Raw genomic sequence first — 23,671 nt, forward strand, 5'->3', positions numbered from 1 at the left:
TGCGCCGGCCCAACTAGAGATCTTGAGGAGGCGGCGCCCGCGCCCCTGTGTCCGGGCATCCGCCGCCGGCCCCTTGTTCCGCGGGCCGCTGTGTCTTCCAGAGTGGCGTGTTCCACCGAAAATTGAACTTGCGTTTCACAGAGTGAGACGCGAGTATCGTTTCATGGACAACAGTAGCGGCGTCGGCGTTCTGGACAAGGCGGCCCTTGTTCTGAGCGCTCTGGAGTCCGGTCCGGCCACCCTCGCGGGTCTGGTCGCGGCGACCGGACTGGCAAGGCCCACGGCTCACCGACTGGCCGTGGCTCTGGAACACCACCGGATGGTGGCGCGTGACATGCAGGGCCGTTTCATTCTCGGCCCTCGCCTCGCCGAGCTGGCCGCGGCCGCCGGCGAGGACCGCCTCCTCGCGACGGCGGGCCCGGTGCTCACCCACCTCCGTGACATCACGGGCGAGAGCGCGCAGCTCTACCGCCGCCAGGGCGACATGCGCATCTGCGTCGCCGCGGCGGAGCGCCTGTCCGGCCTGCGCGACACCGTCCCAGTCGGCTCGACGCTCACGATGAAGGCGGGCTCCTCCGCGCAGATCCTGATGGCCTGGGAGGAGCCGGAGCGCCTGCACCGCGGCCTCCAGGGCGCCCGTTTCACGGCCACCGCGCTCTCGGGCGTACGACGCCGGGGCTGGGCCCAGTCCATCGGCGAGCGCGAGCCGGGTGTCGCGTCCGTCTCCGCGCCCGTGCGCGGTCCCTCCAACCGCGTGGTGGCCGCCGTGTCCGTCTCCGGCCCCATCGAGCGGCTGACCCGCCACCCGGGCCGTATGCACGCCCAGGCGGTCATCGACGCCGCCGGCCGCCTCTCCGAGGCCCTGCGCCGCACGGGCTGACCCCCTGGGGGACATCAAGCGAGAAGGGCCTGCCTCAACGCCGCGGCAGGCCCTTCTCGCTCCCCCGATCCCCCTCAGGCGGTTTTCCCGCCCGCACCGGCCGAGCGGTGCGCGAACCGCTCCGCCGCCCGCCGCCCCCGGCTCTCGACCGGCAGCACCCCCGTGGCCGCCGCGAGGCCGAAGGGCGGCATGTCGAAGTAGATCGACTCGTACGACCCCTCGGGCACGACATAGGCCTCGTGCCACAGCCCGACATGCCCGCGCACCTTCCCCGCCCGCTCCTTGCGGTTGACGATCCCCCACGCCCGGTGGTGGAACATGTCGGGCGAGCTCGCGTACGCGTAGAGCTTCTCCTTGGACTCCCAGTACTGGACGACGTAGTACGTCCGCGGCGAAGCCGTCAGCAGCACGCGCCCCAGCAGCCCCCGGTCGCCGTCCCGCGCGAGCTCCCCCAGCATGCGGAACATCGACAGCATGACCGGCAGCCACTGGTGCACCGCCCAGAAGTGGTTGACACGCATCCCGATCAGCAGGACCACCACATCGCCTCGGGCAGCCGCGGTCGTACGGCCGACTGTCGGTTTCGCGAACACGGCGACCCCCTGGTTACCCGGTCGGACAGCGGCACTATCCTTCTGAGCGATGCTTGGATAGTGGCACTTCCCAAGGGTGCGGCGCAAGAGAGCGGCGCCGCCGGAGAGAGGCGCGAGCGATGCGGTTGGCGGAGTTGAGCGAGCGCAGCGGGGTGTCCACCGCGACGATCAAGTACTACCTGCGCGAAGGGCTGTTGACGCCGAGCCGCCAGATCAACGCGACCACGGCCGAGTACGACGAGGAGCAGCTGCGCCGACTGCGGCTGGTGCGCGCGATGATCCAGGTCGGGCGGGTGCCGGTGGCGACGGTCCGGGAGGTGCTCCGGCATGTCGACGACGACTCCCTGGGCCGCACGATCCGGCTGGGCGCGGCCCTGTGGGCGCTGCCGCAGGTCCCCGAGCCGGACGAGGAGGACGAGCACATCCGGGCCGCACACCGCGAGGTGGATCAACTCCTGGAGACGCTGGGCTGGTCGAACGCCCGGGCCCTGGTCACCATCTCCCCCGCCTACCGCTCACTGGTGGTGGCGATCGCCACGTTCCGCCGGCTCGGCTACGACTGGGATCCCGAACTGAACCTGGCCTACGCCCGGTTGATGCATCAGGCGGCCGTCCTCGACCTGGACTTCGTGGAGACGCACCCGTCGGAGGCGGAGAAGGTGGAGACGGCGGTCGCGGGCGCGATCTTCGTCGAGCCGATGCTCCAGGCGCTGCACCGGCTGGCACAGGAGGAGGAGTCGGCGCGGAGATACGGCTTCGAGTAGGCCCGGGAACGCCCAAGGGCCCTCACCGAAGTGAAGGCCCTTGGAACCTGTACCCCCGACCGGATTCGAACCGGCGCTACCGCCTTGAGAGGGCGGCGTGCTAGGCCGCTACACAACGGGGGCCTGGACTCTGCGTTTCCGCAGGTCGGAGCTGGTCTACCTGGACTCGAACCAAGAATGACGGTACCAGAAACCGTAGTGTTGCCAATTACACCATAGACCAATGTGGTTTAAACCAGTGTGGTTTAGACCAGGCAGTACCCCCGACCGGATTCGAACCGGCGCTACCGCCTTGAGAGGGCGGCGTGCTAGGCCGCTACACAACGGGGGCCCTAGTGATCCCGGAGAACCAGGATCCGTACCCCCGACCGGATTCGAACCGGCGCTACTGCCTTGAGAGGGCAGCGTGCTAGGCCGCTACACAACGGGGGCTTCGCGGAGATGATCCCCGCTGTTGCAGATGAGCTCTGCGAGCTGGCCTACCTGGACTCGAACCAAGACTAACGGAACCAGAAACCGTCGTGCTGCCAATTACACCATAGGCCACTGGAACTCAAGCCCCTGAGGGGATTTGTTCTAGTGTGCTCCCCCGGGTTCCGGCCTTTCGGCCCGCTCCCCGGCGGCGCAGGAAGAACATTACCCGAAGGTGGACGGGGCTCCAAAACGGGTATCCGCGCCGAGGACGGCGGGGAGTTCGGCGAGCGAGGCGATCCGGTGCGGCCCGCCGGGAGCGTCACCGACGGTGTGCACACCCTCGCGATCGATCCAGACCGACAGCAGTCCGGCGTCGGCGGCACCCCGCCCGTCGATCTCCGGGTGGTCACCGACGTACGCCACTTGGTGCGGGGCCAGCTCCAGCGCGTCGCAGGCGGCCAGGAAGGCACCGGCCTCGGGCTTGGAGACGCCGAGCTCCGCCGCGCACAGGATGACCTCGAAGCGGTCGTGCACGCCTAGGACGCGCAGCTTGCGGTCCTGGACGCGGATGCTGGAGTTGGACAGCACGCCGTGGCGGTGGCTGGCGGCAAGGGCGTCCAGGACGGGCAGGACGTCCGGGAAGAGGGCCCAGGCGGTCTCGTAGTGCGCGACGTACCGACCGAACCACGCGTCCGCGTCGGCGTCGCTCAGCTCCTCGCCCAGGAACACCCGTACGCGGTCCCGGCGCTGCCCCTGGAAGGTCAGCTCCCCCGCCGCGAACCGCGCCCACTGCCGGTCCGTGATCTCCCGCCACCGCACGATGGCCTGCTCGACACTGTCGTACGAGTCGAGCAGGCCCTCGGCCGCGAGGTGGACGCGCATGCCGACGCGGTCGGCCGCGGTGTAGTCGAAGAGGGTGTCGTCGACGTCCCAGACCACGGCCCGAATGCTCATGGTCCGACGGTAACCCGAGGCCGGGTGGCCCGTCCGGCGGAACGACGAAGGTGCGGCACCCCGCACGGGGTGCCGCACCTCACGGACGTACGGGTTACGCCGCCAGCCTCGCCAGCGCCGCGTCGATCCGGGCCAGCGTCTTCTCCTTGCCCAGGATCTCCAGGGACTCGAAGAGGGGCAGGCCGACGGTGCGGCCGGTGACGGCCACGCGGACCGGGGCCTGGGCCTTGCCGAGCTTGAGGCCGTGGGCCTCGCCGGCGGCCAGGACGGCCTCCTTCAGGGACTCCGGGGACGTCCAGTCCGCCGACTCCAGCTTCTCGCGGGCCGTGCGGAGCAGGGCGTCCGAGCCCTCCTTCATCGCCTTCGTCCAGCTCGGCTCGTCGAAGACCGGCTCGGAGAGGAACAGGAAGTCGACGTTGTCAGTGATCTCGGAGAGGACCTTGAGGCGGGTCTGGGCGTGCGGGGCGATCGCCTGCCACTTCGTCTCGTCGAAGGCCTCCGGCGCCCAGGGGGCGAAGGGGGGCTGGAGCCACGGGCGGCAGCGCTCGGTGAAGTCCTTCACGTCGAGCAAACGGATGTGGTCGGCGTTGATCGCCTCGCACTTCTTCAGGTCGAAGCGCGCCGGGTTGGGGTTCACGTCCGCGATGTCGAAGGCCGCGACCATCTCGTCGATCGTGAAGATGTCCTGGTCGGCGGAGAGCGACCAGCCGAGGAGGGAGAGGTAGTTGAGCAGGCCCTCCGGGAGGAAACCGCGCTCGCGGTAGAGGTTGAGCGAGGCCTGCGGGTCACGCTTGGAGAGCTTCTTGTTGCCCTCGCCCATCACGTACGGCAGATGGCCGAAGGCCGGGATCTGCCGGGCGACGCCCAGCTCGATCAGCGCCTTGTACAGGGCGATCTGCCGCGGGGTCGACGACAGCAGGTCCTCGCCGCGCAGGACGTGCGTGATCTCCATCAGCGCGTCGTCGACCGGGTTCACGAGCGTGTAGAGCGGGGCTCCGTTGGCTCGTACGATCCCGTAGTCCGGCACGTTCTCCGGCAGGTACGTGATCTCGCCGCGGACCAGGTCCGTGAAGGTGATCGCCTCGTCGGGCATGCGGAAGCGGACGATGGGCGTACGGCCCTGGGCCTTGAACTCCTCGACCTGCTCCGCGCTCAGGTCGCGGCAGTGGCCGTCGTAGCCGGACGGCTTGCCGGCGGCGCGGGCGGCCTCGCGGCGGGTGTCCAGCTCCTCCTGGGAGCAGTAGCAGTGGTAGGCGTGGCCGGCGTCCAGGAGCTTGTCCGCGACCTCCTTGTAGAGGTCCATGCGCTGCGACTGGCGGTACGGCGCGTGCGGGCCGCCGACCTCGGGGCCCTCGTCCCAGTCGAAGCCCAGCCAGCGCATCGAGTCGAGCAGCTGGTCGTAGGACTCCTCGGAGTCGCGGGCCGCGTCGGTGTCCTCGATGCGGAAGACCAGTGTGCCCTCGTGGTGCCGGGCGAACGCCCAGTTGAACAGGGCGGTGCGGACCAGGCCCACATGGGGGTTACCGGTGGGCGACGGGCAGAACCGTACTCGGACGGCGGGGACGGGTGCGCTAGCCACGCTTGACAACCTTGTTGGTGAGAGTGCCGATGCCTTCGATGGTGACGGCGACCTCGTCGCCGACGGTGAGCGGTCCGACGCCTGCCGGGGTGCCCGTGAGGATCACGTCGCCGGGGAGCAGCGTCATGGCCTCGGTGATGTTGACGATCAGGTCCTCGATGGAGTGGATCATCTCGCTGGTGCGGCCGAGCTGGCGCTGCGAGCCGTTGACGGTGAGCTGGATGGTCAGGTCGGACGGGTCGAGGTCCGTCTCCACCCAGGGGCCGAGCGGGCAGGACGTGTCGAAGCCCTTGGCCCTGGCCCACTGCTTCTCGCGCTTCTGGACGTCGCGGGCGGTGATGTCGTTGGCGCAGGTGTAGCCGAGGATGACGTCCTTGACGCGCTCGCGGGGGACCTCGCGGCACATCCGGCCGATGACGACGGCCAGTTCAGCCTCGTGGTGGAGGTCCTCGGAGAAGGAGGGGTACTGGATCTCGTCGCCGTGGCCGATCACCGAGGTGGAGGGCTTGAAGAAGGCGAACGGGGCGTCGGGCACCTCGTTGCCGAGTTCCTTCGCGTGCTCCGCGTAGTTGCGGCCGTAGGCCACGACCTTGTTGGGGAGCACCGGGGGCAGCAGCCGCACCTTGCTCAGCGGGACCTTCGTACCGGAGAGCTCGAAGTCCGCGAACGGGATGCCCTTGATGATGTCGAGGACGAGTTCGTCCGGCCTGTCACCCTCGACCGCACCGAAGGCGACGTTCCCGTCGATGGAGAATCTGGCGATGCGCACGGGATCCTTGCGCCCCTCACTGAGCTGACTGGAGTCTGACGCTCCAGGCTAACGCGGTAAGAGGCGGGCGCCTCGCGCATTTGGGCTCGTGCTTTGTGGCGGGCGCCCTTGATCCATGTCGGGCTTGGTGATCTACTCCTGGGCGGAGCCGGCCTGGACCGGTACTTCCATCAGGATCGTGCGGCGGGGGTTGGCGGTCTGGGTCGGGAGGGCGACGGCGTGGTCCGGCTGCTCCGGGGTCTGCAGTTCGTCGGCGTCCTCGAGGTGGGCCAGCGTCGTGCGCCGCGGGTTGGCGGTGTTGCGGAACATCATCGTCGTCTTCACGGTTGTACGAGACCTGTTCTGTACGAGGCGCCGGGCGAGCGGGGTGTTGAAGAGCCCCTGGACCGGCGCGGGTTGTCGGTTTTGCCATCTCTGTAAAGCGTCAGGCTAAACATGCAATTCCCCTCCTGGGACGCACAGACCCCAGGAGGGGCATGTGAGTTTCCTCACTTACCTAGGGGCAAAACGGTCAAAGCAGACCAGCAACTCACCCCAACGAAACGGACATTGACCCCCTGAAGCCCTCATTCCGCTCCTGATCATGGCGACTGGGACACCGCTTGCATCCGGGGGACTCGCGGGCATACGTCCGGTATAGGGGAGATAAGCTTCTACGTCCGGTGACTCGGCACTCACGCGGTGTCACGTAGGTCACGGCCTGACCCATGGCCCTTGTTGGAGATCCTGCACTGTGCTGGAATTCCACGGACCGCCGCAGGATCGAGCCGGCGCACAGGGGGCGCAGAGAAGCGCCGAGCGGCGGCGAGATAGGGGGAACCAGCGCGCCGGTCACTCACGACCACCACGGGGGGCGTTTTTCAGGGCGCCCCCTACGACGCCGACACCGTCCTTCCGTTCGCGCGGAGGGGCGCCTGGTCCAGAGGTTGCGACGCTAGTGCAGGGACGTTTCAAGAGGGATGGCAGTGCTTCGGCGGAGCCGGAGCCGCACGGCGGGACTGGCCCGACGGCCGGCAGCTCCTCGCCCCAGCACGCCCAGAACCCGGGCCCGGCCCCGTCCGGCGACGGCGGTGAGCGCTCCGGGCGCCCCGGCGCGTCCGCGTCGACCGGCTCCGCCACTCCGACCACGCCGGCCGTGAAGCCGCCGAAGGGCCCCAGCGGCCCCGGCCCACGAATAGCCCTGCGCAACTGGCGTATCTCCACGCGTCTGGTGTCGCTGCTCGCGCTCCCGGTGGTCGCCGCCACCTCACTGGGTGCGCTGCGTATCAACGACTCCATGGACGACATCCAGCAGCTCGACAACATGAAGCTGCTGACGGAGATGACCAAGCAGGCCACCGAGCTGGCCGCCGCGCTCCAGGAGGAGCGCGACAAGTCGGCCGGTCCGCTGGCGCACGGCTCGACCGCCACCGACTTCACGGTCAAGGGCGTCCGGGACAAGACCGACCGGGCCAGGACCGCCTTCCAGGACGCCGCCGAGGAGATCGACACCTCCAGCAAGGACGGCAACCTCCAGGGCGTCCGCGAGAGCCTCGTCGGCCTCATCCGCGACCTGAACGGTCTCGAGGAGATCCGCAGCGCCGCCTACGAGACCAAGAACAACGCCTCCCAGACGGTCGAGGGCTACCACCGCCTCGTCACCCACCTGCTCGACCTCTCGCAGGACATGGCGGAGGCCACCAGCAACCCCGAGATGATCCAGCGCACGCGCGCCCTGGCGGCCTTCTCGTCCGCCAAGGAGTACGCGTCCATCCAGCGCGCGATCCTCGCGGCGGCCCTGCCCGTCGGCAACACCACCTTCGGCAGGCTCTCCGAGAGCGACCGGCTGTACGCCGAGGGCGCCCTGGAGAGCGAGGACTCCGACCTCTCCAGTTTCCGTAGCATCTACGGCACCGAGAACGCCCCCGAGCTCCTCAAGCCCATCGAAGAGGGCAACCCGACCATCCAGTCCACCGACACCTACGCCAGCCGCGCCCTGCGGACGTCGGGTGGTCTCGCCGACCTGGACAAGCGGTCGTACAAGGACTGGGTGGACGACAGCTCGACCAAGATCGAGCAGATGGGCAACATCGAGCACACGCTGCTCGAGGACATGGAGCAGAAGGCCCGCGAGCTGCGCAACGAGTCGGAGCGCGAGGCGATCATCTCCGGCGCGCTGATCCTGCTCGTGCTCGGCGTCTCGCTGGTCGGCGCCTTCGTCGTCGCCCGGTCCATGATCCGCTCGCTGCGCCGCCTCCAGGAGACCGCCACCAAGGTCGCCCAGGACCGGCTGCCCGAGCTGGTCAAGCAGCTGTCCGAGTCCGACCCGCAGGACGTGGACACCTCCGTCGAGTCCGTCGGTGTGCACTCCCGGGACGAGATCGGCCAGGTGGCCGCGGCCTTCGACGACGTGCACCGCGAGGCGGTCCGCCTCGCCGCCGAGCAGGCCCTGCTGCGGGGCAACGTCAACGCGATGTTCACCAACCTCTCGCGCCGCTCCCAGGGTCTGATCCAGCGCCAGCTGTCGCTCATCTCCGAACTGGAGTCCCGCGAGGCCGACCCGGACCAGCTGTCTTCGCTGTTCAAGCTCGACCACCTCGCGACCCGCATGCGCCGTAACGGTGAGAACCTGCTCGTTCTCGCCGGTGAGGAGCCCGGCCGCCGCTGGACCCGTCCGGTCCCGCTGGTCGACGTGCTGCGCGCCGCCGCGTCCGAGGTGGAGCAGTACGAGCGCATCGAGCTGTCCTCCGTACCGACCACCGAAGTGGCCGGCCGCGTGGTCAACGACCTCGTGCACCTGCTCGCCGAGCTGCTGGAGAACGCGACCTCGTTCTCCTCCCCGCAGACCAAGGTCAAGGTCACCGGTCACGCGCTGCCCGACGGCCGGGTGCTGATCGAGATCCACGACACCGGCATCGGCCTCTCCCCCGAGGACCTCGCCGCGATCAACGAGCGGCTCGCCTCGCCGCCCACCGTGGACGTGTCGGTGTCCCGCCGCATGGGTCTGTTCGTGGTCGGCCGGCTGTCGCAGCGTCACGGCATCCGCATCCAGCTCCGCCCGTCCGACTCCGGTGGTACGACCGCGCTGGTCATGCTGCCCGTGGACGTCGCCCAGGGCGGCAAGAAGCCTCAGCCCAAGCCCGGCCAGGGCCAGGGCGCGGGTGTCGGCGCCGCCGCCGCGGCCGCCGGTGTGGCGGCCGCTCGCCGCGGTGGTCAGCAGGGTGGCGGTGCCCTCGGCGGCGCCCCCGCCGGTGCGGGCGCCCGTCCGGCGCCCGCACCGGCCCCCGCCGGTGCGGGCGCCGGTGCGCTCGGTGCCGGTGCGCCCACGGGTGGCCGGCTCACCGCCGGTCAGGGGCCGCGCGCAGCGCTGCCCGGGCGTGACGGTGGCGGTCGTCCCGGCGGAGCGCCGGGCGGACCGCGCGGGCCGCAGGGTCCGGGTATGCCTCCGCAGGGCCGCCCCGCTCCGGCCGGTGCCGGTTTCGGCGGTCAGGCTCCGGGTGGCCCGCAGGGCCTGCAGGCCACGGGCACGAACGCGCCGGGCCAGGACGCCTTCGGTGGCGGACGGCCCCCCGTACCGCCGCAGCCGCCGCAGTCGGCGCAGCCGTCGAACCCGGGCAACGAGCCGCAGGGCCGGCGTCGTCGGCCGCAGCTGCCGGGCCGCGGCGGTCCGCGGGCCGAGCTGCCCGGCGGCAACAACCCGCAGCCCCGCGTGCCGAGCTGGAGCGACGAGAACGCGCAGCCGCCGGTGCCGCGGGCCTCGCTCGACACCCCGCGCGGCCATGACGAGCAGGACTCGGCGCAGACCTCCCGGATGCCGCGGATCGACGACCGGCAGGGCCCGGGCGCGACCACGGAGATGCCGGCGATCCCGCGCGGCGACAGCCGCCAGGGCCCCGGTGGACCGGCCTCCGGCCGGAACAACGACTCCCAGAGCACGGGTCAGTTCCCCCGTCCCGGCAGCAACGGCGTCCAGGACTCGGGCCACTTCGTCCGCCCGGACGTCTTCGGCTCCCCGGTCGGCCAGAACAACGCCGCGGCGCCGTCCAGTCCGTCGGCCACCGGTCAGTTCGCGATGCCGCCGTCGTACGACAGCGGCTCCACCGGCCAGTTCCCCGCGCCGGCCTACGGCAACGGCTCCACGAACGGCGGCCCCGACTTCGGTGCCCCGCGTCCGCCGGTCCCGCCGCGTCCGCAGCAGCGGCCCGCCCGTCAGGAGCCCGAGGCGCTGCCGCCCGCGGGTCCCGGTGACGGCCGTACGCCGCTGTACGACACGCTCGAGACCAACTGGTTCCACGGTCAGCAGAACGGGCAGCAGGGCGACGGCTCCGCTCCCGCTCCGGTGGCCCCGCAGCAGCAGCCGCAGGCTCCTGCCGCTCCTCAGCGTCCCGTAGCCAGCTCCTGGCGCAGCTCTCCGAACGACGATCTCGTCCGGCAGGCAGAGCGCGTCCGGCAGCCGGCCGCGGGCGGCGTCACCACTTCCGGCCTGCCGCGCCGGGTGCCCAGGGCGAACCTCGTCCCGGGTACGGCTCAGCAGCAACAGCACCAAGCCGGTCCGCAGGTCTCGCGTGCGCCTGACGACGTACGCGGCCGGCTGACCAATCTCCGTCGGGGCATCGCTCAAGGTCGACAGGCCGGTACCACCGGCCAGACCGGCAGCTTCCCGAGCCCCACTCACCAGCAGGAGCACTAGTTGAGTCCGATGAGCCAGGCGGCACAGAACCTGAACTGGTTGATCACCAACTTCGTGGACAACACCCCCGGGGTGTCCCACACCGTCGTCGTGTCCGCCGACGGACTCCTTCTGGCAATGTCCGAAGGCTTCCCGCGCGACCGCGCCGATCAGTTGGCCGCGGTCGCCTCCGGTCTGACGTCCTTGACGGCCGGGGCCTCCCGGATCTTCGAGGGCGGCAGCGTGGCACAGACGGTCGTCGAGATGGAACGGGGATTCCTCTTCCTCATGTCCGTCTCGGACGGCTCGTCCCTGGCCGTACTCGCCCACCCCGACTGCGACATCGGCCTTGTCGGCTACGAGATGGCGCTCCTGGTCGACCGCGCGGGCGCGGTGCTCACGCCCGACCTGCGCGCCGAACTCCAGGGCAGTCTGCTCCACTGACTGCGCAGGATCCACCCGCCTCACCAAAACACCGTCCGGCCGACACAATCCCCCCACCGGCCCCTGTCCGACGGCTAGCTGACCGACTTGCTGTCCCCGCCCGGAGGATTCATGACCCCGCCCACCGCCTCTCATGATCCGTACGCGGAGCCGTACGAGGATGAGGGCGACCAGCCGCTGGTACGTCCGTACGCGATGACCGGCGGCCGGACCCGGCCGCGCTACCAGCTCGCCATCGAGGCCCTGATCAGCACCACGGCCGACCCGGCGGCGCTCATGGGACTGCTCCCGGAGCACCAGCGGATCTGCCACCTGTGCCGTGAGGTGAAGTCGGTCGCCGAGGTCTCGGCGCTGCTTGCCATGCCCCTGGGCGTGGCCCGCATCCTCGTCGCGGACCTCGCGGAGGCCGGACTCGTCGCCATTCACCAGCCCGGCGGCGACGAGAGCACCGGCGCTCCGGACGTGACACTGCTCGAAAGGGTGCTCAGTGGACTTCGCAAGCTCTGACGGAGGCCGGGCGACCACCTCCGCGAAGATCGTGGTGGCCGGCGGCTTCGGCGTGGGCAAGACCACGTTCGTCGGCGCCGTCTCGGAGATCAACCCGCTGCGCACCGAGGCCGTGATGACGTCCGCGAGCGCGGGCATCGACGACCTCACCCACACCGGAGGCAAGACGACCACCACGGTCGCCATGGACTTCGGCCGCATCACGCTGGACCAGGACCTGATCCTGTACCTCTTCGGCACACCGGGCCAGGACCGCTTCTGGTTCATGTGGGACGACCTGGTACGCGGTGCCATCGGCGCGATCGTCCTGGTGGACACCAGACGCCTCGCCGACTGCTTCCCCGCGGTCGACTACTTCGAGAACAGCGGCCTGCCGTTCGTCGTCGCGCTCAACGGCTTCGAGGGGCACCAGCCGTACGCTCCGGAGGAGGTCCGCGAGGCGCTGCAGATCGGTCCGGACACCCCGATCATCACGACGGATGCCCGCCACCGCTCCGATGCGAAGAGTGCGCTGATCACGCTGGTGGAGCACGCTCTGATGGCACGGCTGAGGTAGCACTCAAATCTGCGATCCCGTACGGAAGTTGTCGTAGACGCTCCGGAGCCGGCTGTGTCTTTTGACACGGTCGGCCCCGGTGTTCATAACGTTTCGGCAGAGGAATCGGGTGGTACGGCCACTCGTCGCGGTCAAGCGGTGCCGCTGCGCGCACAAAGGCCCCGTCTTTTGACGGGGCTCGCTCTTTATGACCGTTTTATCTGGGGCTTACATCACTTCGAATCCCTAGCCTGCACTGTTTGGAACTGCGTAGGCCGACGTGCTGGAATGCCTGAACTGCCCAATAGTCAAAGACGTAGTCCCCAGTCGATGGCGCACCGGGCTCTGAGACACTGCGGCACAACGTAAGGTGCCGACCGCCGGAAGGTTGTTGGTCGAGTGAGGCGAAGCAAGAACGGTCCCGAGCCGTCGGCCCGGGGCAACTTCACCCCGCCGCCGCGCGGAGCGGCGCCCGCCCCTGTGCCCGGTTCGGAGCAAGCGGCCGCGCCACCGGCGAGCGGCGGCCGTTTCTCTCCGCGCAACTGGCGGGTGCCGACCAGGCTGAACGCGATCCTGCTCATACCCGTGGTCGTCGGCCTCGTCATGGGCGGGATCCAGGTGAAGAGCTCGATCGACACCTGGCAGGAGGCCGAGGACGCGGAGAACACCGCGCGTCTGGTGCGGGCGTCCCTCAACTACGCCGACGCCCTCTACATCGAGCGGGACAGCACGGCCGCCCCGATTCTGCTGGGCAAGGACCAGGCCGTCGTCACCGCCGCCCGCAAGAAGACGGACCAGGCCGCCGACGCCTTCGACGAGGCGGCCCAGAACATGCCCCAGAAGGCCGGCCTGCTGCGCCGCCTGGAGCTGTTCCGCAAGGCGGAGCCCAAGCTCGATGCGCTGCGCACGACCGCGTACACCACCAAGCGCAGCGGCGTGGAGACCGAAGAGGGCTACGTCGAGGTCGCGCACCCTCTGACGGAGTTCGCCAACGAGCTCGGTCTGGGCACCGGCAACATCACGAGCTACGGCCGGACCGTCTACGCCATCGAGCTCACCAAGGCGGCCCTGTCGCTGCAGCGCTCCATCGGCATGCATCTGCTGGTCAGCCCGGGCCCCAAGGCCAGCGACCTCGCCACCCAGCGCGTCGCCCTCTCCTCGTACGCGTACCTGGAGGGCATCGCCATCGAGGAGTACACCGGCGGCGGAACCGAGGCGGACGCGCAGAAGCTCGCCGACGCCGAGAAGCAGATCAGGGCGGAGGGCGCGGCGATGGCCAAGGAGGCCGCGGCCAAGAACCCGGACTACGTGCCCCCGCCGTCCAACCCGGTCGACATGGTCAGGGGCATCGGGACTCTCACGTCCACGGACACCAGCGAACGCCAGGCGCTCGCCGAGAAGGGCATCACCGCCGACAACTGGTGGGCGGTCAACACCCTCAAGTACAACGCATACCAGCAGATCGAGTCGGACCTGGCCGACAAGGCGGTGAGCGAGGCCGCCACCATCGCCGACGACTCCCGGCGCAACGCCTTCATCACCGGTGGCGCCGTCGTGATCGCCCTGCTCCTCGCCTTCATCCTGGCCGCCGCGATGGCCCGCCAGATGAGCCGCGCGATGCGCCAGCTGCGCAACGCCGCCTTCGGTATCGCCGAGCAGCGCCTTCCGATGCTGGTCGACCAGCTCTCGCGCACCGACCCGGGCCGCGTGGACACGCGCGTGCAGCCCATCCCCATCAACACCCGGGACGAGATCGGCGAGGTCGCGCGGGCCTTCGACCAGGTCCACCGCGAGGCCGTCCGGCTCGCCGCCGAGCAGGCCCTGCTGCGGGGCAACATCAACGCGATCTTCACCAACCTGTCGCGCCGCAACCAGTCGCTGATCGAGGGCCAGCTGACCCTGATCACGGACCTGGAGAACAACGAGGCCGACCCGGACCAGCTGGAGAACCTCTTCAAGCTGGACCACCTGGCCACCCGTATGCGCCGCAACGGCGAGAACCTCCTGGTCCTCGCCGGCGAGGAGCCGGGCCGCCGCTGGGACCAGCCGGTTCCGCTGGTCGACGTGCTGCGCGCCGCCTCCTCCGAGGTGGAGCAGTACGAGCGCGTCGAGCTGTCGGGCGTCCCGGAGGCCGAGATCCACGGCCGCGCGGTCACCGACCTCGTGCACCTGCTCGCCGAGCTCCTGGAGAACGCCACCACGTTCTCCTCGCCGCAGACCAAGGTCCGCGTCACCGCGACCCGTCTCCCCGACGGCCGCATCATGATCGAGATCCACGACAAGGGCATCGGCCTCACCGCCGAGGACTTCGCGGACATCAACCACAAGCTGGCCAACCCGCCGACCGTGGACGCCGCGATCTCCCAGCGCATGGGCCTGTTCGTGGTCGGCCGGCTGTCCGACCGGCACGGCATCCGCGTCCAGCTGCGCCCCTCCGGCGAGCAGGCCGGCACCACCTCGCTGGTCATGCTGCCCGACGCGATCACGCACGGCGGTGGCGGCGGCGAGCACCAGCGCGACGAGTTCACCGTCTCGCAGATCATCCCGGAGCAGCCGAACTTCCAGGGCGAGAACTTCAACAACGGCCTGCCGATGCGCACGGCCGCGGAGCTCGGCTTCGACGACAGCCGCTACACCCAGGTCCCGGACGACATCCGCGAGCTGGACCCGGTGGGCCGCTCGCTGATGCGGGAGGAGCGCCGCGCGGCCCTGGAGGGCACGAGCCCCGACCAGCAGTCCCCCGACTCCCCCGGCTACGCCGAGGGCTTCGACGGCCAGGGCGGCTACCAGGAGCAGCAGCAGTCCTCGTACGACCACCAGACGGCGTACGAGGACCCGCAGCAGCCGACGTACGAAGAGCAGCGGCAGACGGCCTACGAGGACCCGCAGCGGCCGACGTACGACGAGGGGTACTACGCGCCGAACGGCGGCCTGCCGCAGAACGACGCCTTCTCGTCCAACGGCGGCTACCCCGAGCCGACGTATCCGGAGCCGGTCCGTGAGGAGCAGGCGCAGCCCAGTGCCGCCGCTCCCGAGACCTTCTCGGGCTTCGGGGAGCAGTCCTACCAGGACGACTGGCCGCAGCAGGACACCTACCGCAACGGCTACCCGGACCAGTACGCTCCGCAAGCGGAATCCGTGCAGGCCGCTGACGTGAGTGAGCGGGACCGCGTAGGCTTCGACCGACCGGGACCGACCTCCTCCGCCAGCCACGACCTGACCGACGCCGGCCTCCCGCGCCGCGGATCCACCACCCCGAGCGGTGCGAACGGCTCGGGCGCCGCGCGGCATGTGAGCCCGGAGCCGTCGGCCCCCGCGGAGAGCAAGGGCGACTGGCGTTCGGCGAACGACGATCGCTGGCAGCAGGCCTCAGCGCTCCGCAAGCCCAAGGCGGGCGGGGTCACCTCCTCCGGTCTGCCGCGGCGGGTGCCCAAGGCCAACCTGGTCGAGGGAGCCGCCGAATCCACCCACCAGGGGGGCCCACAGGTCTCCCGCGCGCCCGAGGACGTCCGGGGCAGGTTGAGCAACCTGCGCCGCGGTGTCGAGCGGGGCCGCAGCGCAGGAAGCGAAACGAACGGTCAGGGCTTCGGTTCTGACAGCACCTACAACCAGGAGCGTTAGTGTGAGCCCGATGAGCCAGGCGGCGCAGAACCTGAACTGGTTGATCACCAACTTCGTGGACAACACCCCGGGGGTGTCCCACACGGTGGTGGTCTCCGCCGACGGACTCCTTCTGGCGATGTCCGAAGGCTTTCCGCGCGACCGTGCCGACCAGCTCGCGGCCGTCGCCTCCGGTCTGACGTCTCTGACGGCAGGCGCCTCCCGTATCTTCGAGGGCGGCAGCGTGAACCAGACGGTTGTGGAGATGGAGCGGGGATTCCTCTTCATCATGTCCGTTTCCGACGGTTCGTCGCTCGCGGTGCTCGCGCATCCGGAGGCGGACATCGGCCTCATTGGGTACGAGATGGCGCTTCTGGTGGACCGTGCCGGTACGGTCCTGACACCCGATCTGCGTGCGGAGCTCCAAGGGAGCCTTCTCAACTAACAGACACACGGTGCGTTTTGACGTCCCGAGGCCATAAGGTTTCGGGACGCGGCTCCACAGTGATGGGTGCCCGGCACAGTCGGAGGAGGAGAGAAAGTGGCAACACCCCCAGGCGGTTCACCTTCGGGCAACTGGTCGTACGGCCCTGCCCAGGGCCCGGGCGACGGTTCCCAGAACCCCAACCGTTACAACTTCCCCTCCGCCCCGAGCCAGCGGCGCCAGCAGCCGTACGCGCCCCAGGGCCCCCAGGGCCCCCAGGGCCCCGGGCCGTCGCCGTACGACCAGCCGCAGGCGCCGCGCATCCAGCCCGTGCAGCCGCAGCGACGCGCCCCTGAGCCGGCGCCCGCCGGGGCGGCGAACAACCCGTTGGTGCGTCCGTACGCCATGACCGGCGGCCGGACCCGCCCGCGCTACCAGCTCGCCATCGAGGCACTGGTGCACACCACCGCGCAGCCGCACCAGATGCAGGGCCAGCTGCCCGAGCATCAGCGGATCTGCAACCTCTGCCGTGAGATCAAGTCGGTGGCCGAGATCTCGGCCCTCCTGACGATCCCTCTCGGCGTGGCCAGGATCCTCGTCGCCGACTTGGCGGAGGCGGGCCTGGTCGCCATCCATCAGCCCGGCGGCGACGAGAACGCCGGCGGCCAGCCAGACGTGACACTGCTCGAAAGGGTGCTCAGTGGACTTCGCAAGCTCTAGCGGAGGGCCTTCCCGCTCCACCACGTCCGCGAAGATCGTGGTGGCTGGCGGCTTCGGCGTGGGCAAGACCACGTTCGTCGGCGCCGTCTCGGAGATCAACCCGCTGCGCACCGAGGCCGTGATGACGTCTGCTTCGGCGGGCATCGACGACCTCACCCACACCGGAGACAAGACCACCACCACGGTCGCCATGGACTTCGGCCGCATCACGCTGGACCAGGACCTGATCCTGTACCTCTTCGGTACGCCCGGCCAGGACCGCTTCTGGTTCATGTGGGACGACCTGGTACGCGGCGCCATCGGCGCGATCGTGCTGGTGGACACCCGCCGCCTCGCCGACTGCTTCCCCGCGGTCGACTACTTCGAGAACTCGGGCCTGCCCTTCGTGATCGCCCTCAACGGCTTCGACGGCAACCAGCCGTACAACCCGGACGAGGTCCGCGAGGCCCTCCAGATCGGCCCCGACACCCCGATCATCACGACGGACGCCCGCCACCGCGCGGACGCGAAGTCGGCACTGATCACGCTCGTGGAGCACGCGCTGATGGCCCGCCTGCGGTAGCGAGACATTCCGGACGGCCCCTGCACCTCCCTCGGAGGCGCGGGGGCCGTTTGTGTGTCCCTCCGGGTCACCAGAGCCCGACGGGGTCGCGGCCGGCCGCCCTGGGCAGGACGGGCCTCCTCGCACAGCCGGTTCCGCGTGACCATCTCGTCCCGGCGCTCGAACAGGGCGCGCACGGCGATGCGGGTCGGCTCGTCGCCGCCTTCGTAGCGGGCGAGCAGTTGGCTCAGGGCCGCCTCCGCCTCCTCGCGGACGTTCGCCTCGTCGCGGCGATCAGTTCGACCTCGTCCGCCAACTCGCGTAGTACGCCCACCGCTTCCCCCTCTTCCGGCGCGCGGGTCCCAACCTATGCGCGAAGGCCCCGGCCGCCCAAGGGGGCGGTCGGGGCCTTCGTGGGTTGTGCGCGGGGCTCAGTGCCAGCTGTGCGGGGCGCGGAAGCCGGGCTCGCGCTCCAGGCGGCGCCAGCCTGCCTTCCGGCGGCCGCGGTGGGTGGGGGGCGTGGAGGGCTGGGCCGCCGCGCGGGCCAGGAGGATCGCCGTGATGGCGGCGACTTCCTCGGGCTCGGCGTGGCCCTTCTCGACACGAATGTCAGGGGTGCTCATGGGCGTCAGTCTCCGTGAGAGAGGTTTCCGCGGGGGTACCGCAGAGGTTCCGCGGGGTTACTGCGGGGGGTTGCCGTGCTTGCGGGACGGCAGGTCGGCGTGCTTGGTGTGCAGCATCGCCAGGGACCTGATGAGGATCTCGCGGGTCTCGGCCGGGTCGATGACGTCGTCGACCAGGCCGCGCTCGGCCGCGTAGTAGGGGTGCATCAGCTCGGACTTGTACTCCTTGACCATGCGGGCCCGCATGGCCTCGGGGTCCTCGGCCTCGGCGATCTGGCGGCGGAAGATGACGTTGGCCGCACCCTCCGCACCCATCACGGCGATCTCGTTCGTCGGCCAGGCGTACGTGAGGTCCGCACCGATGGACTGGCTGTCCATGACGATGTACGCACCTCCGTAGGCCTTGCGCAGGATCAGGGAGATCCTCGGCACGGTCGCGTTGCAGTAGGCGTAGAGCAGCTTCGCTCCGTGCCGGATGATCCCGCCGTGCTCCTGGTCGACACCCGGGAGGAACCCGGGGACGTCCAGGAAAGTGATGATCGGGATGTTAAAAGCGTCGCACATCTGGACAAAGCGTGCAGCTTTTTCCGACGCCTCGATGTCCAGGACCCCGGCCAGGGACTGCGGTTGGTTGGCGACGATGCCCACCACCTGGCCGTCGAGACGGGCCAGCGCGCAGATGATGTTGCGGGCCCAGCGCTCGTGGACCTCCAGGTAGTCGCCGTCGTCGACGATCTCCTCGATGACCTTGGTCATGTCGTACGGCCGGTTGCCGTCGGCCGGGACCAGGTCGAGCAGGACCTCGCCGCGGCGGTCCGCCTGGTCGCTCGGCTCCACCCGGGGCGGGTTCTCGCGGTTGTTCTGCGGGAGCATCGACAGCAGGTAGCGCACCTCGGCGAGGCACGTCTCCTCGTCGTCGTAGGCGAAGTGCGCCACCCCGGACGTCTCGGCGTGCACGTCCGCGCCGCCGAGGCCGTTCTGGGTGATCTCCTCGCCGGTGACCGCCTTGACGACGTCCGGGCCGGTGATGAACATCTGCGAGGTCTCGCGGACCATGAACACGAAGTCGGTGAGGGCGGGGCTGTAGGCCGCGCCGCCCGCGCACGGGCCGAGCATCACGGAGATCTGCGGGATGACCCCGGAGGCCTTGGTGTTGCGCTGGAAGATGCCGCCGTAGCCCGCGAGGGCCGAGACGCCTTCCTGGATACGGGCGCCGGCGCCGTCGTTCAGGGACACCAGCGGGGCGCCGGCCGCGATGGCCATGTCCATGATCTTGTGGATCTTCGTGGCGTGGGCCTCGCCCAGCGCGCCGCCGAAGATGCGGAAGTCGTGGGCGTAGACGAAGACCGTACGGCCCTCCACCGTGCCCCAGCCCGTGATCACGCCGTCCGTGTACGGCTTCTTGGCCTCCAGGCCGAAGCCGGTCGCCCGGTGCCGCCGCAGCTGCTCGACCTCCCGGAAGGTACCGGGGTCCAGGAGCAGCTCGATGCGCTCCCGCGCGGTCAGCTTGCCCTTGGCGTGCTGCGCCGCGGTCGCCTTCTCGCTGGGGCCGGCCAGCGCCTGCGCACGAATCTCGTGCAGCTCGGCGACCCGCCCGCGCGCGTCCGTCGGCTCGCCCGTCGGCTCACCCGTCGGTTCACTCGTCGACTCACCCGGCGCCTCATCCAAAACGGTCATGTAGCGACCTTACGAAGCCCACCAAGAAAAGCTCGCCGTCGACTCCGTACAGTCTCCGGACCGTTTTCCTGGTACCCCTGAACAGAACCTCGCCGCCATGCAGCCCTTCCGACTGCTCAGAGGGCCTCGCGCTTGTAGGGGTCGTACAAACTCATCCGGTGAGAGTCACCTCACATCGATGGGTGGCACATGCCCTCCCAGGGGTGACCCGAAGGCGCAGTCGGCGGTCTGCGGAGATCACCTCGACCGCGTCGTCCGCGCGGATCACTGCGCCGACCGGGTGGTCCCAGGTGATCTCCAGCGGCTCGCCGGTGCGGGGCGGTTCGCTCACGCAGAGGGTAGCGGTGCGGCCGCGGCGCCGGACCAGCACGCTCGCGCCGGCGGACGCGGTCAGTCCGCCCGCGGTCCCGGCCTGCCAGAAGGTGGCGGCCGTGAGGCCGAGAGAGGGGACGCGGACGGCCTGGCACGTGTCGTCGTTGGCGAGGACCGACAGCCAGTGACGGTCGGCGGCGCGGGCGGCGACCGTACGGCGGGTGGCTCCGGGCAGGAGGACGTAGACGTACGAGGCGTTCGCCGGGTCGGTGCCGTGGTCCAGCCAGAGGGTCTGCCAGCGGCGGGTGCGGCGCTCGGCCGTACCGCCGGTGTTGATGTCGGACCAGGCGCCGGTGCGGTCCTCGCGGAGGGTCCGCAGGTGCCCTTCCACGATCACCCAGCCGCCGTGGTCCTCCAGATGGGCCCAGCCCGGGCCCCGTACGAAGTCCTGGGTGCCGCCCGCGCCCAGGTTGCGGTTGTCGACGACCGTCTCGACCGGGACGCCGTCGGTGCAGGTGATCCCGGCACCCAGGCAGACGACCGCGTCGGCGAGGCAGAACCACGACTTGCGGGCCTGGAGGGTCGAGTCCAGCCCTTTGAGGTGCTGACCGATCGCCGCGTACTCGCCGTCCGTCGTGCCGCCGACCCACCGCACGTCGGGCTTGGGCTCGCCCCATTCGCCGCCCGCGCGGTCGGGGAGACGTTTGGTGGAGACCGTGGTACCGGGGAGGCGGTACCAGTCGACGGTGGGCCAGTACCAGTTGGTGTACTGATCGCTGCGCCCACTCGGCCACCAGGAGAGCATCCCGGCGCCGGTGTGCCAGCCGCGCGGGTTCTCGCCGTTGCCGCACTCGTAGTGCGCGATGCGGTCGCCGGCCATGGCGAGGCTCGCGGTGAAGGCGGGGCGGCGGTGGACGGCACGGTCCATGGCGGCGAAGAGGTGGTGGCCGACGGGTTCGGGGGTGGCGGTGACCGGGGAGCCGGCGACGGCGTGCAGACGGGCGAGGTCGGCGACGTCGAACTGGCGGGCCGTCAGGATCGGGGCCACCGTGTCCCGTTCGATCCATCCCTTGATACGGCCGTACCAGCGCTCGCGTTCCACCGCGCTCGCCGCTTCGGCGAGCAGCGCGATGGCGGCGATGACGCCCTGTCCGTGGAAGTGGTCGCTGCGCAGGACGTGGCGGTCGTCGCTCTTGAGGTAACCCCGGCTGATGGCACGGCCGTTGACGCAGTCCATCACCAACCCGTCGTGGATCAGGGGCGCATAGGCGCGCTCCACGCTGTCCAGGACGATCTGCCGGTTCGGGTCGGTGACCTCCCACTGCGACCCGGCGAGGAGCGCGAAGAGGCGGCCGAGGCCGTCGAGCAGGACCTGGCCGTACGTCCCCGAGTAGGCGACCCAGGTGTGCTGCACGAACGAGCCGTCGGCGTAGAGCCCGTCGCCCCGCGTGACGTACGGGAAGACCGGCGAGAGGGCGTCCCGGGCGAGTGCGATCCGGTCGGGGGCCTGGCCCAGGATGCCGCGCAGGGCGACGGAGCGGCACAGGTCGACGCGGTTGGCGCCGGTGGAGGTGCCGGAGTAGTCGGTGAGCATCGCGTCGGGGATGAAGTGGTCGACGGCCGCGCAGGCGGCTTCCCGTTGGGCGGCGGTGAGGTGGTCGTACAGGGCGGCCGTGAGGTCCATGAGGAGGCGGGGGCTGCCGATCTGCCATTCCCACCAGTTGCCGTAGCGGGTGGTGGAGGGGTTGTAGACGGTGGCGGAGAGGTGGTCGAGGCCGCGGATCACGTCCGTGAGGAGGGCGGGGTCGGCGGTGCAGCCGGTGCCCGGCTGGACGTAGGCCTGGGTCATGGTCCACAGGCGGCCGTAGCTCTGGGTGATGCCGGAGGGCGGGTCGTAGGGGCGGTCGGGCCAGAGGGAGGCGGGGGTCGGGGCCATGGTGGCGCGGAAGCCGCGGGCGAGGTCGCCGGTTTCGGCGAGGCGGGAGGCGTACGGCTCGGTGGCGGGGTCGTAGCCGGTGCCGAGGGCGAGGTCGAGCCAGCGGCGGCGGAGGGCGTCGTAGGGGTCGTCGTCGGCCGGCGGTCCGGGGGTTCGCGCGGCGGTCGTGGTCATCAAGGCGGCCGTGAGCAGGAGCGCTCGGCGGGTGGGGCCGGGTGCGGGTGCGGGCCCGCGTCCACGTCCGGGCAAGGCGAAGGGTCGACGGAAGGGTCGGCGCTGGGGGTTCATGACCGTCTCGTCTACCACCACGGAGTCATTACGCAAACGCTCCGCGGATGACGTTGATGCGCGCCCGGAATAGGTCTACGGTCGTTCCCGTTGACATCGTTGAACATTCAACATCAACCCGCAAGGAGCATGTGATGAGCATCTTCGGCCGCAAGGACAGCACCGACACGACCGCTGCGGCGCCCGCCGCCGTGAACCCCGACCTCGCCGCGCTGACCGGTGACTACACCATCGACGCGTCCCACTCCGCGCTCGGCTTCGTCGCCCGGCACGCCATGGTCACCAACGTCAAGGGCAAGTTCCTCGACTTCAGCGGCTCGCTGTACCTCGACGGCAGCGACCCGTCCGCGTCCACGGCGTCCATCGACGTCAAGATGGACAGCATCGACACGGGTTCCGCGGACCGCGACGGTCACCTCAAGAGCTCGGACTTCTTCAAGACGGACGAGTTCCCGACGATGACCTTCCGCTCGACGTCGGCGGAGGCCCTGGGCGGCGACGACTACCGCATCACCGGCGACCTCAGCGTCCTCGGCGTCACCAAGCCGATCACCATCGACCTCGAGTTCAACGGCGCCGCGAAGGACCCCTTCGGCAACGAGCGCGTCGGCTTCGAGGGCAAGGCGGAGATCATCCGCTCCGAGTGGGGCCTGACCTGGAACGCGGCGCTGGAGACGGGCGGCGTCCTGGTCTCCGACAAGATCAAGCTGAACTTCGACATCTCGGCGATCAAGAACGCGTGAGCCTGCCGGCGGCAACGCCGGTGACCCCTTCGAGCCACGCGGCCTTCGGCCTTCGAGCGCACCCGCCCTCCACTCCGGCGCACCGGGAGGGCGGGCGCTCGGCATGTCATCCCTGAGCCAATTTCTTGACGGCGGCCGTGAGTTGGACCTCGCGGCTCTCCGGGGTACGGGCGCGCAGCACGGGGAGCATGGTGAGGTACTGGTCGGTCTTGCCGAGGCGTTCGAACGCAGCCTTGGCTCGCGGGTCCCGCTCCAGGGCCGCGGCGAGGTCGTCGGGGACCGTGGCCTCGCGTTGGGACTCGTACGCCGCGTCCCATCTGCCGTCGGCCTTGGCGGCCGCCACCTCGGCGAGTCCGGCGGGGCGCATGCGGCCGGCCGCCGTCAGTTCCGCGACCCGCCGGACGTTGACCATCGACCAGAGGCTGCCGGGGCGGCGCGGGGTGATCCGTTGCAGGTAGTGCGTCGCGTCGAGGCTCTTGCGCTGACCGGTGATCCAGCCGTGACAGAGGCTCACGTCGTTGACCTCGGCGGCGGTGACGGAGGGCAGGCCCGAGGACTTCTTGGCGACCTTCACCCAGAGGCCGGGGTGGGGCGCGGGATGGGCGGTGAGCCAGGTGTCGAGGTCGGTCGCGGTGTCGAAGGCTCGGGGCTGCGGGTCTTCGGGGGCGGTCATGGGGACACCGTAGGCGGGGAGTAGGTCAGGAACGGTCCTCGTTCGGC

Annotated in this window: 20 protein-coding genes and 5 tRNA genes; 11 read left to right on the plus strand and 14 right to left on the minus strand. The window is 70.1% G+C overall.

Translation table 11 applies throughout. The features are described 5' to 3' along the window. Positions 1 to 163: 163 nt before the first annotated feature. Entirely contained in the window at positions 164 to 880 is a 717-nt protein-coding gene (gene ndgR / locus AC5P09_RS05540; RefSeq protein ID WP_028806673.1) for an IclR family transcriptional regulator NdgR, read from the plus strand. 74 nt (positions 881 to 954) lie between these two features. Here the strand turns inward: ndgR and AC5P09_RS05545 are convergent, their stop codons facing one another. Then, positions 955 to 1,473 carry a DUF4188 domain-containing protein gene (locus AC5P09_RS05545; RefSeq protein ID WP_493872708.1) on the minus strand — a complete coding sequence of 173 codons (519 nt, stop codon included), beginning with the start codon at positions 1,471 to 1,473 and terminating at the stop codon, positions 955 to 957. Positions 1,474 to 1,592: 119 nt separating this feature from the next. On the opposite strand from AC5P09_RS05545, the gene AC5P09_RS05550 reads away from it, so the two are divergent. After that, positions 1,593 to 2,237, plus strand: a complete 645-nt coding sequence (locus AC5P09_RS05550) for a MerR family transcriptional regulator (RefSeq protein ID WP_493872709.1) — start codon at positions 1,593 to 1,595, stop codon at positions 2,235 to 2,237. Between the two features lie 50 nt (positions 2,238 to 2,287). On the opposite strand, the gene AC5P09_RS05555 is transcribed toward AC5P09_RS05550, so the two are convergent. The 9 genes from AC5P09_RS05555 to AC5P09_RS05595 form a co-directional block, all read right to left on the minus strand. Next, a tRNA-Glu gene (locus AC5P09_RS05555) sits at positions 2,288 to 2,360 on the minus strand. A gap of 28 nt (positions 2,361 to 2,388) precedes the next feature. Further along, positions 2,389 to 2,460 (minus strand) — tRNA-Gln (locus tag AC5P09_RS05560). 35 nt (positions 2,461 to 2,495) lie between these two features. Beyond that, positions 2,496 to 2,568 (minus strand) — tRNA-Glu (locus AC5P09_RS05565). Between the two features lie 28 nt (positions 2,569 to 2,596). After that, positions 2,597 to 2,669: transfer RNA gene (locus AC5P09_RS05570), tRNA-Glu, on the minus strand. A 42-nt stretch (positions 2,670 to 2,711) separates the two neighbouring features. After that, positions 2,712 to 2,783: transfer RNA gene (locus AC5P09_RS05575), tRNA-Gln, on the minus strand. 90 nt (positions 2,784 to 2,873) lie between these two features. Then, positions 2,874 to 3,605: an HAD family hydrolase gene (locus AC5P09_RS05580; protein ID WP_493872710.1), complete on the minus strand. Its 732-nt coding sequence runs from the start codon at positions 3,603 to 3,605 to the stop codon at positions 2,874 to 2,876. 94 nt (positions 3,606 to 3,699) lie between these two features. Next, positions 3,700 to 5,184: a glutamate--tRNA ligase gene (gltX, locus tag AC5P09_RS05585; RefSeq protein ID WP_493872711.1), complete on the minus strand. Its 1,485-nt coding sequence runs from the start codon at positions 5,182 to 5,184 to the stop codon at positions 3,700 to 3,702. After that, complete coding sequence (locus tag AC5P09_RS05590) at positions 5,177 to 5,953, minus strand: fumarylacetoacetate hydrolase family protein (protein ID WP_493872712.1); 777 nt, start codon at positions 5,951 to 5,953, stop codon at positions 5,177 to 5,179. The genes gltX and AC5P09_RS05590 overlap by 8 nt, the downstream gene beginning before the upstream one ends. Positions 5,954 to 6,085: 132 nt before the next feature. Then, complete coding sequence (locus tag AC5P09_RS05595; RefSeq protein ID WP_266433383.1) at positions 6,086 to 6,277, minus strand: hypothetical protein; 192 nt, start codon at positions 6,275 to 6,277, stop codon at positions 6,086 to 6,088. Positions 6,278 to 6,890: 613 nt separating this feature from the next. On the opposite strand from AC5P09_RS05595, the gene AC5P09_RS05600 reads away from it, so the two are divergent. The 8 genes from AC5P09_RS05600 to AC5P09_RS05635 all read left to right on the plus strand — a co-directional run bounded on the left by AC5P09_RS05600 (position 6,891) and on the right by AC5P09_RS05635 (position 17,393). Next, entirely contained in the window at positions 6,891 to 10,622 is a 3,732-nt protein-coding gene (locus AC5P09_RS05600; protein WP_493872713.1) for a sensor histidine kinase, read from the plus strand. Between the two features lie 9 nt (positions 10,623 to 10,631). After that, a complete protein-coding gene (locus AC5P09_RS05605; protein ID WP_030611534.1) occupies positions 10,632 to 11,045 on the plus strand; it encodes a roadblock/LC7 domain-containing protein in 414 nt (137 codons plus the stop codon). Between the two features lie 111 nt (positions 11,046 to 11,156). Then, positions 11,157 to 11,552, plus strand: coding sequence for a DUF742 domain-containing protein (locus AC5P09_RS05610; protein WP_030611532.1), 396 nt, complete (start codon positions 11,157 to 11,159; stop codon positions 11,550 to 11,552). Beyond that, positions 11,533 to 12,108: a GTP-binding protein gene (locus tag AC5P09_RS05615; RefSeq protein WP_046258886.1), complete on the plus strand. Its 576-nt coding sequence runs from the start codon at positions 11,533 to 11,535 to the stop codon at positions 12,106 to 12,108. Before AC5P09_RS05610 ends, AC5P09_RS05615 begins: the two co-directional genes overlap by 20 nt. A gap of 378 nt (positions 12,109 to 12,486) precedes the next feature. Continuing rightward, positions 12,487 to 15,708: a nitrate- and nitrite sensing domain-containing protein gene (locus tag AC5P09_RS05620; protein ID WP_493872714.1), complete on the plus strand. Its 3,222-nt coding sequence runs from the start codon at positions 12,487 to 12,489 to the stop codon at positions 15,706 to 15,708. A gap of 10 nt (positions 15,709 to 15,718) precedes the next feature. Continuing rightward, positions 15,719 to 16,132, plus strand: coding sequence for a roadblock/LC7 domain-containing protein (locus AC5P09_RS05625; protein WP_005479603.1), 414 nt, complete (start codon positions 15,719 to 15,721; stop codon positions 16,130 to 16,132). Positions 16,133 to 16,228: 96 nt separating this feature from the next. Then, a complete protein-coding gene (locus AC5P09_RS05630; protein ID WP_493872715.1) occupies positions 16,229 to 16,831 on the plus strand; it encodes a DUF742 domain-containing protein in 603 nt (200 codons plus the stop codon). Beyond that, a complete protein-coding gene (locus tag AC5P09_RS05635; RefSeq protein ID WP_026248371.1) occupies positions 16,812 to 17,393 on the plus strand; it encodes a GTP-binding protein in 582 nt (193 codons plus the stop codon). The genes AC5P09_RS05630 and AC5P09_RS05635 overlap by 20 nt, the downstream gene beginning before the upstream one ends. A gap of 410 nt (positions 17,394 to 17,803) precedes the next feature. On the opposite strand, the gene AC5P09_RS05640 is transcribed toward AC5P09_RS05635, so the two are convergent. The 3 genes from AC5P09_RS05640 to AC5P09_RS05650 form a co-directional block, all read right to left on the minus strand. After that, complete coding sequence (locus AC5P09_RS05640; protein ID WP_266433392.1) at positions 17,804 to 17,995, minus strand: acyl-CoA carboxylase subunit epsilon; 192 nt, start codon at positions 17,993 to 17,995, stop codon at positions 17,804 to 17,806. A 57-nt stretch (positions 17,996 to 18,052) separates the two neighbouring features. After that, entirely contained in the window at positions 18,053 to 19,672 is a 1,620-nt protein-coding gene (locus AC5P09_RS05645) for an acyl-CoA carboxylase subunit beta (RefSeq protein ID WP_493872716.1), read from the minus strand. A gap of 151 nt (positions 19,673 to 19,823) precedes the next feature. Next, complete coding sequence (locus tag AC5P09_RS05650; RefSeq protein WP_493872717.1) at positions 19,824 to 22,094, minus strand: polysaccharide lyase 8 family protein; 2,271 nt, start codon at positions 22,092 to 22,094, stop codon at positions 19,824 to 19,826. A gap of 248 nt (positions 22,095 to 22,342) precedes the next feature. Between AC5P09_RS05650 and AC5P09_RS05655 the strand changes: the two genes are divergently transcribed. Continuing rightward, positions 22,343 to 22,951 carry a YceI family protein gene (locus tag AC5P09_RS05655; RefSeq protein ID WP_493872718.1) on the plus strand — a complete coding sequence of 203 codons (609 nt, stop codon included), beginning with the start codon at positions 22,343 to 22,345 and terminating at the stop codon, positions 22,949 to 22,951. Between the two features lie 106 nt (positions 22,952 to 23,057). On the opposite strand, the gene AC5P09_RS05660 is transcribed toward AC5P09_RS05655, so the two are convergent. Next, positions 23,058 to 23,624 carry a YdeI/OmpD-associated family protein gene (locus AC5P09_RS05660; RefSeq protein ID WP_493872719.1) on the minus strand — a complete coding sequence of 189 codons (567 nt, stop codon included), beginning with the start codon at positions 23,622 to 23,624 and terminating at the stop codon, positions 23,058 to 23,060. Positions 23,625 to 23,671 lie beyond the last annotated feature (47 nt).

This window comes from Streptomyces sp. a15, from assembly GCF_059026085.1.

Excerpts from the sequence above, each read along its gene's own strand:
- ndgR (WP_028806673.1), top strand. The coding sequence starts at position 164 with ATGGACAACAGTAGCGGCGTCGGCGTTCTGGACAAGGCGGCCCTTGTT.
- AC5P09_RS05550 (WP_493872709.1), top strand. The coding sequence starts at position 1,593 with ATGCGGTTGGCGGAGTTGAGCGAGCGCAGCGGGGTGTCCACCGCGACG.
- AC5P09_RS05580 (WP_493872710.1), bottom strand. The coding sequence starts at position 3,605 with ATGAGCATTCGGGCCGTGGTCTGGGACGTCGACGACACCCTCTTCGAC.
- AC5P09_RS05605 (WP_030611534.1), top strand. The coding sequence starts at position 10,632 with ATGAGCCAGGCGGCACAGAACCTGAACTGGTTGATCACCAACTTCGTG.
- AC5P09_RS05610 (WP_030611532.1), top strand. The coding sequence starts at position 11,157 with ATGACCCCGCCCACCGCCTCTCATGATCCGTACGCGGAGCCGTACGAG.
- AC5P09_RS05625 (WP_005479603.1), top strand. The coding sequence starts at position 15,719 with ATGAGCCAGGCGGCGCAGAACCTGAACTGGTTGATCACCAACTTCGTG.
- AC5P09_RS05640 (WP_266433392.1), bottom strand. The coding sequence starts at position 17,995 with ATGAGCACCCCTGACATTCGTGTCGAGAAGGGCCACGCCGAGCCCGAG.
- AC5P09_RS05645 (WP_493872716.1), bottom strand. The coding sequence starts at position 19,672 with ATGACCGTTTTGGATGAGGCGCCGGGTGAGTCGACGAGTGAACCGACG.
- AC5P09_RS05650 (WP_493872717.1), bottom strand. The coding sequence starts at position 22,094 with ATGACCACGACCGCCGCGCGAACCCCCGGACCGCCGGCCGACGACGAC.
- AC5P09_RS05655 (WP_493872718.1), top strand. The coding sequence starts at position 22,343 with ATGAGCATCTTCGGCCGCAAGGACAGCACCGACACGACCGCTGCGGCG.
- AC5P09_RS05660 (WP_493872719.1), bottom strand. The coding sequence starts at position 23,624 with ATGACCGCCCCCGAAGACCCGCAGCCCCGAGCCTTCGACACCGCGACC.